16 protein-coding genes are annotated in these 14541 nt (G+C 57.6%); 5 read left to right on the forward strand and 11 right to left on the reverse strand.

Translation table 11 applies throughout. The features are described 5' to 3' along the window. Positions 1 to 10: 10 nt before the first annotated feature. Positions 11 to 1426: a cytochrome c oxidase accessory protein CcoG gene (ccoG, locus tag F8N44_RS15775; protein ID WP_150650948.1), complete on the reverse strand. Its 1416-nt coding sequence runs from the start codon at positions 1424 to 1426 to the stop codon at positions 11 to 13. Between the two features lie 248 nt (positions 1427 to 1674). Here ccoG and F8N44_RS15780 point away from each other — a divergent pair, with 248 nt between their 5' ends. Next, positions 1675 to 1881 carry a hypothetical protein gene (locus tag F8N44_RS15780; RefSeq protein ID WP_150650949.1) on the forward strand — a complete coding sequence of 69 codons (207 nt, stop codon included), beginning with the start codon at positions 1675 to 1677 and terminating at the stop codon, positions 1879 to 1881. A gap of 81 nt (positions 1882 to 1962) precedes the next feature. After that, entirely contained in the window at positions 1963 to 2967 is a 1005-nt protein-coding gene (locus F8N44_RS15785) for a metallophosphoesterase family protein (protein ID WP_150650950.1), read from the forward strand. A 37-nt stretch (positions 2968 to 3004) separates the two neighbouring features. Here the strand turns inward: F8N44_RS15785 and F8N44_RS15790 are convergent, their stop codons facing one another. The 10 genes from F8N44_RS15790 to ccoN (F8N44_RS15835) form a co-directional block, all read right to left on the reverse strand. Continuing rightward, the gene (locus tag F8N44_RS15790) at positions 3005 to 3424 is read right to left on the reverse strand and encodes a type II toxin-antitoxin system VapC family toxin (protein ID WP_150650951.1); all 420 of its coding nucleotides are present in this window, start codon (positions 3422 to 3424) and stop codon (positions 3005 to 3007) included. Further along, the gene (locus F8N44_RS15795) at positions 3424 to 3678 is read right to left on the reverse strand and encodes a type II toxin-antitoxin system Phd/YefM family antitoxin (RefSeq protein WP_191630901.1); all 255 of its coding nucleotides are present in this window, start codon (positions 3676 to 3678) and stop codon (positions 3424 to 3426) included. Before F8N44_RS15795 ends, F8N44_RS15790 begins: the two co-directional genes overlap by 1 nt. A 528-nt stretch (positions 3679 to 4206) precedes the next feature. Beyond that, on the reverse strand, positions 4207 to 5190 hold the full coding sequence (gene ccoP / locus F8N44_RS15800; RefSeq protein WP_150650953.1) for a cytochrome-c oxidase, cbb3-type subunit III: 984 nt from the start codon (positions 5188 to 5190) through the stop codon (positions 4207 to 4209). Further along, a complete protein-coding gene (locus tag F8N44_RS15805) occupies positions 5187 to 5372 on the reverse strand; it encodes a CcoQ/FixQ family Cbb3-type cytochrome c oxidase assembly chaperone (RefSeq protein WP_003175465.1) in 186 nt (61 codons plus the stop codon). The genes ccoP (F8N44_RS15800) and F8N44_RS15805 overlap by 4 nt, the downstream gene beginning before the upstream one ends. Positions 5373 to 5377: 5 nt before the next feature. Then, positions 5378 to 5986 carry a cytochrome-c oxidase, cbb3-type subunit II gene (gene ccoO / locus F8N44_RS15810; RefSeq protein WP_007917161.1) on the reverse strand — a complete coding sequence of 203 codons (609 nt, stop codon included), beginning with the start codon at positions 5984 to 5986 and terminating at the stop codon, positions 5378 to 5380. After that, positions 5986 to 7428, reverse strand: a complete 1443-nt coding sequence (gene ccoN / locus F8N44_RS15815) for a cytochrome-c oxidase, cbb3-type subunit I (RefSeq protein ID WP_034152833.1) — start codon at positions 7426 to 7428, stop codon at positions 5986 to 5988. Before ccoN (F8N44_RS15815) ends, ccoO (F8N44_RS15810) begins: the two co-directional genes overlap by 1 nt. A gap of 482 nt (positions 7429 to 7910) precedes the next feature. Continuing rightward, positions 7911 to 8864 carry a cytochrome-c oxidase, cbb3-type subunit III gene (ccoP, locus tag F8N44_RS15820; RefSeq protein ID WP_150650954.1) on the reverse strand — a complete coding sequence of 318 codons (954 nt, stop codon included), beginning with the start codon at positions 8862 to 8864 and terminating at the stop codon, positions 7911 to 7913. Further along, the gene (locus F8N44_RS15825) at positions 8861 to 9058 is read right to left on the reverse strand and encodes a cbb3-type cytochrome oxidase subunit 3 (RefSeq protein WP_123592872.1); all 198 of its coding nucleotides are present in this window, start codon (positions 9056 to 9058) and stop codon (positions 8861 to 8863) included. The genes ccoP (F8N44_RS15820) and F8N44_RS15825 overlap by 4 nt, the downstream gene beginning before the upstream one ends. 5 nt (positions 9059 to 9063) lie before the next feature. After that, a complete protein-coding gene (gene ccoO, locus F8N44_RS15830) occupies positions 9064 to 9672 on the reverse strand; it encodes a cytochrome-c oxidase, cbb3-type subunit II (protein ID WP_003223389.1) in 609 nt (202 codons plus the stop codon). Positions 9673 to 9682: 10 nt separating this feature from the next. After that, positions 9683 to 11107, reverse strand: a complete 1425-nt coding sequence (gene ccoN / locus F8N44_RS15835) for a cytochrome-c oxidase, cbb3-type subunit I (protein ID WP_008082029.1) — start codon at positions 11105 to 11107, stop codon at positions 9683 to 9685. Between the two features lie 95 nt (positions 11108 to 11202). Here ccoN (F8N44_RS15835) and F8N44_RS15840 point away from each other — a divergent pair, with 95 nt between their 5' ends. The 3 genes from F8N44_RS15840 to F8N44_RS15850 all read left to right on the forward strand — a co-directional run bounded on the left by F8N44_RS15840 (position 11203) and on the right by F8N44_RS15850 (position 14397). Then, complete coding sequence (locus tag F8N44_RS15840) at positions 11203 to 11883, forward strand: alpha/beta family hydrolase (protein WP_150650955.1); 681 nt, start codon at positions 11203 to 11205, stop codon at positions 11881 to 11883. A 1171-nt stretch (positions 11884 to 13054) separates the two neighbouring features. Next, on the forward strand, positions 13055 to 13423 hold the full coding sequence (locus F8N44_RS15845; RefSeq protein WP_150650956.1) for a DUF6124 family protein: 369 nt from the start codon (positions 13055 to 13057) through the stop codon (positions 13421 to 13423). A 605-nt stretch (positions 13424 to 14028) separates the two neighbouring features. Next, positions 14029 to 14397 (forward strand): DUF6124 family protein, encoded by a 369-nt coding sequence (locus F8N44_RS15850; protein ID WP_150650957.1) that lies wholly within the window; start codon positions 14029 to 14031, stop codon positions 14395 to 14397. The last annotated feature ends 144 nt before the right edge of the window (positions 14398 to 14541 follow it).

Consider the following 14541-nt stretch of genomic DNA (forward strand, 5'->3'; position numbering starts at 1 on the left):
TTCAGTTCTCTCAACGGATTTGTGGGCCGATGAATCGGCTCTTGGCTTCAACGTGGATGCTGTCGTCATCGGCATCCTTGAGGATGAATTTCACCTCGTTGGTGCTCGACGGCAGTTGTTCCGGCGCGCTCGACAACTCGACCGGCATGCTGACGATGTCGCCGGCCGCGACCTTGATCTCGCGCTTGCCCTGCAGGCGCAGGTCCGGCAAACCGCTGGCTTCCAGCACGTAGGTGTGGTCGCGCTGATCCTTGTTCATGATTTTCAGGCTGTAAACGTTTTCGATCCGGCCTTCGGCGTTTTCGCGGTACAGCACACGGTCCTTGCTGACATCGAAACCGACCAGCGAGCGCATGAAGAACGCGGTCACCAGCAGGCTGATCATCGCTAGCAGCACCACGGCGTAACCGATCAGGCGTGGCCGCAGTTTATGGGTTTTCTGCCCGGACAGGTTGTGTTCGGTGGTGTAGCTGATCAGCCCGCGCGGGTAGTCCATTTTGTCCATGATGCTGTCGCAGGCGTCGATGCACGCGGCGCAGCCGATGCACTCGATCTGCAGGCCGTCGCGGATGTCGATGCCGGTCGGGCAGACCTGCACGCACATCGTGCAATCGATGCAATCGCCCAGGCCCTGGGCTTTGTAGTCAATACCTTTCTTGCGCGGGCCACGGCTTTCGCCGCGACGCGGGTCGTAAGAGACGATCAGCGTGTCCTTGTCGAACATCACGCTCTGGAAGCGCGCATACGGACACATGTAGATGCACACCTGCTCGCGCAGCCAACCGGCGTTGCCGTAGGTGGCGAGGGTGAAGAAGCCCACCCAGAAGTACGACCAGCCATCGGCCTGGCCGGTGAAAAATTCGAAGACCAGTTCGCGGATCGGCGAGAAGTAGCCGACGAAGGTCATGCCGGTGACAAAACCGATCAACAGCCACATCGAGTGTTTGGCGGCTTTGCGCAGCAACTTGTTGGCGCTCATCGGCGCCTTGTCGAGCTTGATGCGCTGGTTACGGTCGCCTTCGGTGACCTTCTCGCACCACATGAAAATCCACGTCCAGACACTTTGCGGGCAGGTGTAGCCGCACCAGACGCGGCCGGCGTACACCGTGATGAAGAACAGGCCGAACGCGGCAATGATCAACAAGCCCGAGAGCAGAATGAAATCCTGTGGCCAGAAGGTCGCGCCGAAGATGAAGAACTTGCGCTCAGGCAGGTTCCACCACACGGCCTGATGGCCGCCCCAGTTCAGCCACACCGTGCCGAAATACAACAGGAACAAGGCCGCACCGCCCATCATCCGCAGATTGCGGAACAGGCCGGTGAAAGCACGGGTGTAGATTTTTTCTCGAGAGGCGTAAAGATCAACGCTGTTATTCGCGTTTTTGCTCGGTGGTGTGACGTCGTGTACCGGAATCTGGTTGCTCATCATTGCATCCCACGGCAGTGGAAAAATGCCTTGGTCGATACGTGCCAACCAAGGTCAGAAAGGGGCGTTGCAGTGGCGCAATGATACGCCGGTCGCTCTGGCTCAAGGGTGCGACCTTTGGTCGCGTTGGGTAAAAAACCTGAATGGTGTAGCGAATGCAGTAAAGCCTGATGCAGGTCAATTGACTTGTTGAGTATGGACGGTTTTGGCGTAGCGGCTAATCCATTGTTGTTCGGAGGATCGGTTCGATGCGATTGCCACTGCAAGCCTTGAAAAACCGGACTGAGTTGAGGGCGGCGAGCACGGACGATGTCATCTTCAGGTTTTCAAATGCAGAGTTGCCGAATGAATATTTCAAGGCGAAACTTCAAGCATTGCTTTTTGTATCAGACGTTGTTGTAAGTTTTTTTATTTCTGAAATATATCTACTTGATTGTTCTGGCTCGATGTTTTGATGTTTTCTGTTTTTTCTAATAAGTTCTGTTTTTGCAAAAAATTGTTCGCGTGTGATTGATTAAATTAAATGGAATTCAAGTATGGCTTTCAATAAGTTTACAAGCGTTGTGCTGGGGGTTTGTTTATGGGCTTCGGTTGCCTCCGCTCAGGCGATAACGGGAACGCCGAAACACATGGTTTTTGCCTCGGATACTCAATATCCCTGGACCGACAAGACCGATAGCCGGCATCCTGAATCCGACGCCGAATTCGATGTTCGTTCGAAATGGCTGGTTGATACTCAGCTTTCGAGCATTGCCGATTTCAGGCGGCAACATGGCTCGCAAGCCGAGGTGCCGTTGATGATTAATGGCGATATAACTGCCTTTGGTCATGGCTGGCAACGATCCTTTATGAAGGAGATGCTGAGCAAGCATTTCAAGGGTGAGTACTTGTACGGCTTGGGTAATCACGATTATGAAAATAATGTCGATGACTGTTTTACCAATAGCTGTGCGGCTGGAAGTATCGTCGACTTTAAAGAGCATCATGAAGGCAAGGTGGACAGCTTTGATCTGAACATCACTGACGGGTTTCTTGGTAAGACTTATTCTGGCAGCCTCGCTTATTCAAAAAAAATCGGCGAAGTTCACATGGTTCAACTTAATAACGAGCCGACGTATACCACCCGGATTTCTCACCCGTTGAACCCGACGACATTTGAAATCAACGATGCGCTGGATTGGCTTGAGAAGGACCTCAGACTGGCCCGGGTCGGTGGTTACGCCATCATCATCAATATGCATAAACCGTTCAGCGACAAAGTTAACCCAGCGCAGAATCAGCGTTTCCTTGACATGATCAGCAAATATCAAGTGACCGCCGTTTTTGCCGGCCATTTACATGAGGAAGGAGGTAATGCCTACTGGAAGGGGAAGGTGCCGATGTACCTGAGTGGCAGTACGTCTCAGCAAACTTATCTGATCGCCAGTTTTACCGAGGACCGCAAACAGTTGGAGGTCTATCTGGTGAAGGACAATCAGTGGCGCAATCGGACGCTGATCGAAACCACGCCGGTGCATTCGATCTTCGCCCGACGCCCATGAAAAAGCCCCGTCAGTGATCTGGCGGGGCTTTTTATGATCAATTGTTGGCAGCGATCCATGGGTTGATCAGATGAACGCCGCTGAGTTGAAAGTCAGCTACGTTTCGGGTGACCAGCGTCAGCCCATGTACCAGTGCAGTAGCGGCGATCAAAGCGTCGCATTCATTGCTGCGATCAGGGACGTGCAACTGAGCGCATCGGCTGGCGACGACGGTATCAACCGAGAGGATTCTTCCGGAGAATGCTGGTTTGACGTGACGCTCGAGCCAGTGACGCAGCATCCCGCCTTGTGGCGGATCACGGCGTTCGATGCGCAGAATGCCGGTTTCCAGCTCCAGCACCGTGATAGCCGATAAATAGAGACTGGCCGGGACGACGCTGTTTGCCCAAGTCACCACCTGCTTGTCCGCCTGAGGTTTTCGCAGTTCGGAGACCACATTGGTATCAAGTAGAAACATTAGGACAGATCCACGCTACGAGGGGTGATGACGGCGCGCTCGGGTTCGAATTCGATGTCCGGCGCATTCGGCATGACCAGCAGATCAACGATGCTGGTCTGGCTACCGGTCAGTTTCTGGTACTCCTCGATACTCAGCAGTACATGAGCAGGCTTGCCACGATCGGTAATGATGACAGGACCCTGATGCGCGGCTTTTTTTGCAGCACTGGTGTCCTGGTTGAATTCGCGGCTGGAAATGGTCGTGATGGCCATCATGTTTGGCCTCCAGATATTCGGGTGTAGAAACGTTACTACCTTGGAGTTTGCACGGCAATCGAAAAGGTGGATTGCGGACGATCGGTTTATTACTGTCATAACGGCACCGGCGAAAGCGCCCCTGCCAAACGGCAGGGGCGCAGGGTATTGGGCAAATGTTCGCTGTGTTTTGCTGCCCCGTGTCAGGGTAATCGCCCGCCGCCGAGACCGTCCAGACCGCCCCCGTTACCTGGATGGCTCACGGTGTCTGGCGATGTTGAGCGTGCGGGCGCAACAGGCGTTTTAACCGGCGTTGCGTGATCAGGGCGGGGCTGCAAACGTTCTGGCAGTGTGTTTTCGTCATTTTTTGACATGTAGGCTTCATCCTTGAAGGTTGCCCCGATGCTGCTCATCGGGGTGGGAAAAACCTACAGGGGACTACGGTTCAGGTCTATTGAGCAAACGTTTCAAGTCGTGAATGCCAGCATGAAAAAAGGCCCCGCCAATCAACATTGGCGGGGCCTTTTTTTGCTTCAGACGTTGGCTTTACTCGGCGTTCGCTTCCGGTGCTTTTTCACCGTGGGACAGGCTGTAAACATACGCCGCCAGCAGGTGCACCTTATCGTTGCCTTGCAGTTGTTCCTGCGCAGGCATCTGGCCCTGACGGCCGTAACGAATGGTCTGCTGCAGTTGCGCGAAGCTTGAACCGTAGATGAACGCACCCGGGTGGGTCAGGTCAGGCGCGCCCATGGCGGGAGTGCCTTTGCCGGCCGGACCGTGGCAGGCCACGCAGTTGGCGGCGAACAGTTTGCCGCCGTTGGCCGGATCAGCCTTGGTGCCTTCCGGCAGTTTGCGGCCATCCAGATTGGTCACGACAAACGCTGCCACGTCGGCAACGCCTTGCTCACCAATGACTTCAGCCCAGGCCGGCATCACCGCGTGACGACCGCCCATGATGGTGGTCTTGATGGTTTCCGGCTCGCCGCCCCAGCGCCAGTCGGCGTCGGTCAGGTTAGGGAAACCGTAAGCGCCCTTGGCGTCGGAACCGTGGCACACCGAGCAGTTGGAGGCGAACAGACGGCCACCCATTTTCAGTGCTTGCGGATCCTTGGCCACTTCTTCGATTGGCATCGCGGCGAACTTGGCGAAGATCGGACCGAACCTGGCGTCCGAACGGGCCATTTCCTTTTCCCACTCGTGCACGCCGGTCCAGCCGGTCTGGCCGTTGGCGAATGCGGTCTGCTTGTCGTTATCGAGGTAGTTGTAGCCCGGCAGCAGGCCTTTCCAGTTGCCCAGGCCCGGGTACAGCACCAGGTAACCCAGGGCAAAAATGATGGTGCCGACGAACAGCATGAACCACCATTTTGGCAGTGGGTTGTCGTACTCCTCGATCCCGTCGAAGGAGTGCCCGACCGTCTCGTCCGTCTGTTCGCTGCGCTGGCCCTTGCGGGTCGACAGCAACAGCCAGGTCAGGGCGAAGATCGTACCGAGACTGAGGACTGTGACGTACAGACTCCAGAATGTAGTCATTCTTTGTTACTCCTAGAAGCTTGCTCGACGTGCTTGATGGCTTCGGGATCATCCGCAAAAGGCAACAAGGTCGCGTCTTCAAACTCCGACTTGCGCTTGGGGCTGAACACCCACAGCGCCAGACCGATGAAGGCCACCATCACGACAACGGTGCCCAGGCCACGAATCATCCCGATATCCATCTAATTCACCGTTTGCTTTTGATGATGGTGCCCAGGCCTTGCAGATAGGCCACCAGCGCGTCCATTTCGGTTTTGCCCTTCACGGCATCCTGTGCACCGGCGATGTCTTCGTCGGTGTAAGGGACGCCGAGGGTGCGCAAAACCTCCATTTTCTTGGCGGTTTCCTTGCCGTCGAGCTTGTTTTCCACGAGGAACGGGTAAGCCGGCATTTTCGACTCAGGCACCACGTTGCGCGGGTTGTACAAGTGCGCACGTTGCCAGTCATCGGAGTAACGACCGCCGACACGGGCCAGATCCGGCCCGGTACGCTTGGAACCCCACAGGAACGGGTGATCCCAGACGCTTTCACCGGCGACGGAGTAGTGGCCATAGCGTTCGGTTTCGGCGCGGAACGGACGGATCATCTGCGAGTGGCAGCCGACACAGCCGTTGGCGATGTAGACGTCGCGGCCTTCCAGTTCCAGCGCCGAACGCGGCTTCATGCCTTCGACCGGCTTGTTGGTGACGTCCTGGAAAAACAGCGGAACGATTTGGGTCAGGCCGCCAACGCTGACGGCGATAACCATGAAGAAGGCCAGCAGGCCAATATTCTTCTCGACAGCTTCATGCTTCATCAGTGAGCTCCAACGACAGCGATCTGGGCAGCGGCTTCGGCTTCAACCGGGTTCGAGGCGCGCACCGTGCGCCAGACGTTGTAAGCCATCAGGAACATGCCGCTGGCGAAGAATGCACCGCCCAGCGCACGGACGATGTAGCCCGGGTGGCTGGCTTGCAGCGCTTCAACGAACGAGTAGGTGAGGGTGCCGTCGTCGTTGATGGCTCGCCACATCAGGCCCTGAGTGATGCCGTTGACCCACATCGACGCGATGTACAGCACGGTGCCGATGGTCGCGAGCCAGAAGTGTGCGTTGATCAGGCCGACACTGTGCATCTGCGCACGGCCAAACAGGCGCGGGATCATGTGATAGATCGCGCCGATCGAGATCATCGCCACCCAACCGAGAGCCCCGGCGTGTACGTGGCCGATGGTCCAGTCGGTGTAGTGCGAGAGCGAGTTGACGGTCTTGATCGCCATCATCGGACCTTCGAAGGTCGACATGCCGTAGAACGCCAGGGAGACCACGAGGAAGCGCAGGATCGGATCGGTGCGCAGCTTATGCCAGGCGCCGGACAGGGTCATCATGCCGTTGATCATGCCGCCCCAGCTTGGCGCCAGGAGAATGATCGACATTGCCATGCCCAGCGATTGTGCCCAGTCCGGCAGTGCGGTGTAGTGCAAGTGGTGCGGGCCGGCCCAGATGTATAGGGTGATCAGGGCCCAGAAGTGCACGATCGACAAGCGATAGGAGTAAATCGGACGCTCGGCCTGTTTCGGCACAAAGTAGTACATCATCCCGAGGAAACCGGTGGTCAGGAAGAAGCCGACCGCGTTGTGGCCGTACCACCACTGAATCATCGCATCGGTCGCGCCCGAATAGGCGGAGTACGACTTGAACAGGTTCACCGGCAGCGACATGTGGTTGACGATGTGCAGCATCGCCGTGACGACGATGAACGCGCCGTAGAACCAGTTACCCACGTAGATATGCTTGGTTTTGCGCTTGGTGATGGTGCCGAAGAACACCAGACCGTAGGTGACCCAGACAATGGCCAGCAAAATGGCGATCGGCCATTCCAGTTCCGCGTATTCCTTGGTGGTGGTGTAACCCAGCGGCAAGGTGATGATTGCGCCGACGATCACCGCTTGCCAGCCCCAGAAGGTGAAGGCGGCGAGGCTGTCGGAGATCAGTCGCGTCTGGCAGGTTCGCTGCACGACATAATAGGAAGTGGCAAATAGTGCACAACCACCGAAGGCGAAAATCACCAGGTTTGTGTGCAACGGGCGCAGGCGTCCAAAGCTCGTCCACGGCAGACCGAAGTTCAATTCCGGCCAGACCAGTTGCGAGGCGATGAAGACACCGAGCCCCATGCCAAGGATCCCCCAGACCACCGTCATGATGGCGAACTGGCGGACTACCTTATAGTTATAAGCAGTCGGACTGATTGCTGTGCTCATTCTAAGGTTCCACGGTTTGGGTGTTTTATTAGGATTAAAATCGGCCGCAAGTATGCAGAGAGCAGGGGGTCATTGCAACGCGCCATGACCTGGGTCAATGCTTTCCAACGCTGATTCTGCGGCCTTTCCATGCGCCGCGTAAGGACAAAATCGGCCTCGGACAAAATGTCGCAGCGGACGAAAAAAGCGAGGGGTTCAGGTCGCTTGTAACGGGGTGTGTTCAAACGCTCGGTTCGGGTGACGGACGGTAAATCGCACGACAGCCGGTATCTACCGGCGTTTGCGGCCACATCAGTCAGCCGGTTCGCAGAACACAGCAGTCAGCGTTGACCTGGAACCGGCACAAGCCAGTCCGCATCGAGCAAGCGTAGACCCGAATCAGAGGAACCGAAAGGAGAGGGTGTGAAGGGGTGCGACAATGCGTCGCAAAGGGGCTGGATGCTGCCGCACCGAGAATGGTGCGGCAGGGGTGTACGCAATGATTACTTCTTGCTGTCTTCAGTAATCAGTTTTTCTGTATTCAATCCGTGCGATAGGCTGTACACATAAGCGGCCAGCAATTGCACTTTATCGTTACCCAGCAGCTCGTTTTGCGCCGGCATATGACCCTGGCGACCATGGCGAATGGTCTGTTCCAGTTGCGTCAGGCTGGTGCCGTAGATAAACCCGGCCGGGTGCGTCAGATTCGGCGCGCCCATGGCTTCAGTGCCTTGGCCGGTTGCCCCATGACAGGCAACGCAAGTGGTGCTGAACGCTTGCTGTCCCGCTTGCAGGTCAGCCTTGTTGTCGGCAGGTAGTGGCAGACCGGCCAGCTCGTGACGCACATAAGCGGCCACGTTTTTCACTCCGGCCTCGCCGAGCACTTCGCCCCAGGCCGGCATCGCCGCCATCCGGCCACCCATGATGGTGGTCTTGATAGTGTCGGCGTCGCCGCCCCAGCGCCAGTCGCTGTCGGCAAGGTTAGGGAAGCCGAACGCACCTTTGGCGTCGGAGCCGTGGCACACCGAGCAGTTGGAGGCGAACAGACGGCCACCCATTTTCAGCGCCTGAGGGTCCTTCGCCACTTCTTCCACCGGCATGGCGGCGAACTTGGCGAAGATCGGGCCGAATTTGGCATCGGCTTTGTTCATCTCCTTTTCCCACTCGTGCACGCCGGTCCAGCCATCCTCGTAACCCGGCAGGATGCCTTTCCAGTTGCCCAGGCCAGGATAGAGGATCAGATAGCCCACGGAAAACACCAGCGTGCCGGCGAACAGCATGAACCACCACTGCGGCAGCGGGTTGTCGTACTCCTCGATGCCGTCGAAGCTGTGGCCCATGGTCTGGTCGACGCTGCCCTTGGTTTCGCCCCGGCGGGTGCCGATCAGCAGCCACGTCAGGCCGATCAGGCTGCCGATGGTCAGTACGCAGATCCACGTACTCCAGAAGGTGGTCATGGCCGGGTACTCCTTGTCTCATTTGCTTGGGTTATTTCGGCTTGCGGCTCGTCGGCGAACGGCAGCAGACGTGCTTCGGCGAATTCCGGAGTGCGCTTGCGGTTGAACACCCACAAGGTCAAACCGACGAAGGCGACGAACACCACGACCGTGCCGAGGCCACGAATCAGGCCTGCACTCATTTCAATGATCATCGTGCTCACCTCTTGCTCTTGATCGCAGTGCCGAGCACTTGCAGGTAGGAGACTAGGGCGTCCATTTCGGTCTTGCCCTTGAGGCTGGCCACCGCGCCGCTGATGTCGTCGTCGGTGTACGGCACGCCGAGGGTGCGCATGGTCTTGAGCTTGGTTTCGGTGTGGCTGCTGTCGACCGCCTGCGTGACCAACCACGGGTAGGCCGGCATTTTCGATTCCGGTACGACGTTGCGCGGGTTGTACAAGTGCGCGCGGTGCCAGTCATCCGAGTAGCGCGCGCCGACCCGGGCCAGATCCGGCCCGGTACGTTTCGAACCCCACAGGAACGGGTGATCCCACACGCTTTCACCGGCGACCGAGTAATGCCCGTAGCGCTCGGTTTCGGCGCGGAACGGCCGGATCATCTGCGAGTGGCAACCGACGCAGCCTTCGCGGATATAAATGTCGCGGCCTTCCAGTTGCAGCGCGGTGTAGGGCTTCATGCCTTCCACCGGTTTATTGGTGACGTCCTGGAAGAACAGCGGGACGATCTGGGTCAGGCCTCCGATGCTCACGGCAAAGACCATGAGCAACATCAGCAGGCCGACGTTCTTTTCAATTGTTTCGTGTTTCATGGCGGACTCCTCAGGCCATCTGCGCGGCAGCGACGACGTCAGCAGGCTGCGAGGCCCGCACGGTGCGCCAGGTGTTGTAAGCCATCAGGAACATGCCGCTGAGGAAGATCGCCCCACCAATCAGCCGCACGACGAAGCCTGGGTGGCTGGCCACCAGGGTTTCGACGAAGGAGTAGGTCAGCGTGCCGTCCTCGTTCACCGCGCGCCACATCAGGCCTTGGGCGATGCCGTTGACCCACATCGAAGCGATGTAGAGCACGGTGCCGATGGTCGCGAGCCAGAAGTGCGCGTTGATCAAACCGACGCTGTGCATCTGCGCCTTGCCGAAGATTTTCGGGATCATGTGGTACAGCGCGCCGATCGAGATCATCGCTACCCAACCGAGGGCGCCGGCGTGTACGTGGCCGATGGTCCAGTCGGTGTAGTGGGAGAGGGCGTTGACGGTTTTGATCGCCATCATCGGACCTTCGAAGGTCGACATGCCGTAGAACGCCAGCGAGACCACAAGGAAGCGCAGGATCGGGTCGCTGCGCAACTTATGCCAGGCGCCCGAGAGGGTCATCATGCCGTTGATCATGCCGCCCCAGCTCGGCGCCAGCAGAATCAGCGACATCACCATGCCCAGCGACTGTGCCCAGTCCGGCAGCGCGGTGTAGTGCAAGTGGTGCGGGCCGGCCCAGATGTACAGGGTGATCAAAGCCCAGAAGTGCACGATCGACAGGCGATACGAGTACACCGGGCGCTCGGCCTGTTTCGGCACGAAGTAGTACATCATCCCGAGGAAACCGGCGGTGAGGAAAAAGCCTACGGCGTTGTGGCCGTACCACCACTGCACCATCGCGTCGGTTGCACCGGCGTACACCGAGTACGACTTGGTGAAACTCACCGGCAACTCAAGGTTGTTGACGATGTGCAGAATCGCCACGGTGATGATGAACGCGCCGAAGAACCAGTTGCCCACATAAATGTGTTTGGTTTTGCGCTGCATGATCGTGCCGAAGAACACGATGGCGTAGGCGACCCAGACGATGGTGATCAGGATATCGATTGGCCATTCCAGCTCGGCGTATTCCTTGGAACTGGTGTAACCCAGTGGCAGGCTGATCGCCGCCAACAGGATCACCAGTTGCCAGCCCCAAAAACAGAACGCGGCGATTTTTGGTGCAAACAACTGGGTCTGGCAGGTGCGTTGCACCGAGTAGAACGAACTGGCGAACAGCGCACAGCCACCGAACGCGAAGATCACCGCGTTGGTGTGCAGCGGGCGCAGACGGCCGAAACTGGTCCAGGGCAAATTGAAGTTGAGTTCGGGCCAGACCAATTGGGCCGCGAGAAAAACCCCGAGCCCCATGCCGACGATGCCCCACACCACCGTCATAATGGCGAATTGGCGGACCACCTTGTAGTTGTAGGCGGTACTGATAGAAGTGTTCATGGTTCCCCATCCACGGTTCAGCCGAAGTGAGCGCGCGCAAGACACGCGGCGAATCCTTCGTCTGGAGTTATAGGCAGACTAAAAGCGAGGCAAGCATGGACAAACAGCACAAGGCCAGTATTGACGGGGATCAATGGGCGCAGTGCGTGCGTGATCGTGGGTGGTTTTGGGATGCCGCCTCGGGTGAGGTTTCGGCGACGTTGATCCTGGCCCATGGTGCCGGGGCGCCGATGGACAGTGACTGGATGAACGATATGGCTGCGCGCCTTGCCGGGCTTGGGGTGAATGTGTTGCGGTTTGAGTTTCCTTATATGGCGCAGCGGCGGGTGGATGGGGTGAAGCGGCCGCCGAATCCTGCTGCGAAATTGCAGGAATGTTGGCGTGAGGTTTATGCCGAGGTGCGGCGTCATGTCACTGGGGTTTTGGCCATTGGGGGCAAGTCCATGGGCGGGCGGATGGCTAGTCTTTTGGCTGACGAATTGGGTGCCGATGCGTTGGTGTGTTTGGGCTATCCGTTTTATGCAGTGGGTAAACCGGAGAAACCTCGGGTTGAGCATTTGGCTGGTTTGAAGACGCGGACGTTGATTGTGCAAGGCGAGCGGGATGCGCTGGGTAATCGTGAGGCTGTCGAGGCTTACACCTTGTCACCGAGTATTGAGGTGGCGTGGTTAGCTGCCGGCGATCATGATCTCAAGCCATTAAAGGTTTCCGGGTTTACCCATGAACAGCATTTGGCCAGCGCTGCGCAGAAAGTAGCCGAGTTTCTCAGCAGCTGACCGGGCTGGTCTGAGATTTTGAACTGCATGAAGATCTGCTCCCTTCCCCCTCGCCCCCATGGGGGAGAGGGTTGGGGTTGAGGGGGATGGATTTCAGCTACGACATATTTTTTTGGGTACATATCCGTCGCTGCGGTAACGGCCACTCAGGGTTCCGCCCTTACGGCGGGTCACTTTTTCCAGGCGCCGAAAAAGTAACCAAAAAGGCTTGCTCCTACGTGCGGCCCGCTCGCTGGGGCTCGGGGTTCCTTCGCTGCGGAATCGATCCGGGCGCAGCGCCTACGGTTTGCTTCGCTGCACCTACTCCCGCTGTGTTCGACTGCGTCGAACGGTCGCTGCGCTCCCACCCCCGGATCAATCCCTCCACTCAGCCTTCCGACGTCGCCCTCGAATCAAGATCAAAAGCAGGCGAGCTGACACTCGGCCTATTGAGTGGTGAAAAGCACGGTGTTTCAGCTTTTGATTTGTGTTGGATTTGCCCCTCATCGGAACGCCGCCCGCCCAGCCCTCTCCCGAGGGAGAGGGAGCCGATTTGTGGGCTTTTCAGAATTTGCGTTCAACGCGGTATCGCACGTCGGCGTACCTCATCCAAACACCTCGATCAGTCCCCTCTCCCTCTGGGAGAGGGCTAGGGTGAGGGGCTTTTGATCTGTTTCAGAATCTAAGTTCGACTTGGTATTGCACGTCGGCGTAGCTCTCCCAAACACCTCGGTTCAGTCCCCTCTCCCTCTGGGAGAGGGTTAGGGTGAGGGGCTATTTCGCTGACACGATAAAAAACTGGAAGCGCTCACTGCCCAGCATTTCCTGCGCGTAAACATGATTCCGTGAGCGCGTTTAAAGTACACGAACCGTTACGCCATAACGGCTACAACACCTTGCGCCGTTACCTACGCGTACGCCAGAATCCGCCGGCTTACACGACCATGGCTCGGGCTATATCGTTTCCCTGCCACTGCCCATCAGTGGTCGGGTTTAGTAGCCCGTATGGTTTTAGTAAGTGCATAGGTCCCATTAAGTCAGGCGTATTTGCCTGCACTCAATGGTGGCTGTGCTCAGGGCGCTTTCGAGCGCGCCGGTCTTGCTAATTCCTCCGGTCTACTAACCTGCGCACAGCCGCCACCCTTCTTTTAGTAGAGAACGGTCGCGGCCCTTGTTCAGGAATTAGATATTTATGTTCAAAGCCACACCAAACCCTCCGGGCACAGACCCAATCCCTCACGACCCAACGCTTGAGTCTCAAAAGACAAAAGAAGCAATCGACCGCGCCCTCGACTACTACCTCCGACCCGAAGCCCTGGGGGCTCCACCAAGCTCGCCAAAATTTCGCCCCGTCTATCTCGTCGACCCCACGCTGGACGACGAAACCCTGCTGGTCGAGGCGAGCGAGTCGCTTTCATACGCCCACGCTATGGCCGGTAACATCGCCAACTCAATCGGCGGCCCGGAACGCAAACCGCTGCTGGCGCTGCAACAGGTGATCATGCTCAACGAGCTGTTGGTCAATCGACTGCTGGATAAGCTGAAGTTGCCTCCTCAATAAAGTCGTTGGCCGTTTCGGCCGCATCGCGAGCAGGCTCACTCCTACAGGGGATTGTCGTCGGGCACATAATCGGTGACCACCGCAGATCCAATGTAGGAGTGAGCCTGCTCGCGATGACGGCCTGACGACTGACCAACCTCTTACTGATGCACCCGGTCCAAATGTGGGAGCGAGCTTGCTCGCGAAAGCGGCATCACAGACAACATTTAAATCACAGGCCGACTTCCCGCTTTTTCTGCCTGCAAACGCAATCCTGAGCGCTCGTTTAAATTACACAACCCGTTACGCCGCAGGGCCTACAACACCTTGCGCCGTTACCTACGCGTACGCCAGAATCCACCGGCTTACGCGGCTATGAGGTGGGTTGTATCGTTCCCTGTCACTGCAAATCAGTGATCGGGTTTGGTAGCCCGTCTGTAATGGCTGTGTGGCAACACCTTATGGAGCTTCTTTCTTGAGGCTCGGCTTTATGGTGGTCATGCGTGGGGCTCACTCGTGAGCGCCGGGTTCCTATTGCAGCCGGTCTACCAACCCGCGTATGGCCACCACCCACTCGTTTGGTAGCGAGGGTGATGGCTCCTTAAACTGCGATAGGAGTTTCATCCATGTTCAAAATCACGCCAAATCCACCGCCCACCGATCCAATCCCTCACGACCCCGCGCTTGACCCGCAAAAGGTCAAAGAGGCAACCAACCGCGCCCTCGACTACTACCTCCGACCCGAAGCCCTGGGGGCTCCACCAAGCTCGCCAAAATTTCGCCCCGTCTATCTCGTCGACCCCACGCTGGATGACGAAACCCTGCTGGTCGAGGCGAGCGAGTCGCTTTCATACGCCCATGCCATGGCCGGCAATATCGCCAACTCAATCGGCGGCCCGGAGCGCAAACCGCTGCTGGCGCTGCAACAGGTGATCATGCTCAACGAACTGTTGGTCAATCGACTGCTGGATAAGCTGAAGTTGCCTCCTCAATAAAGTCGTTGGCCGTTTCGGCCGCATCGCGAGCAGGCTCACTCCTACAGGGGATTGTCGTCGGGCACATAATCGGTGACCACCGCAGATCCAATGTAGGAGTGAGACTCTTCGCGAAAACGTTACACGGCTATAAGGTGTGCTATA

This window comes from Pseudomonas fluorescens (assembly GCF_902497745.1).
In the GTDB taxonomy this organism is placed as follows: Bacteria; Pseudomonadota; Gammaproteobacteria; order Pseudomonadales; family Pseudomonadaceae; genus Aquipseudomonas; species Aquipseudomonas fluorescens_BM.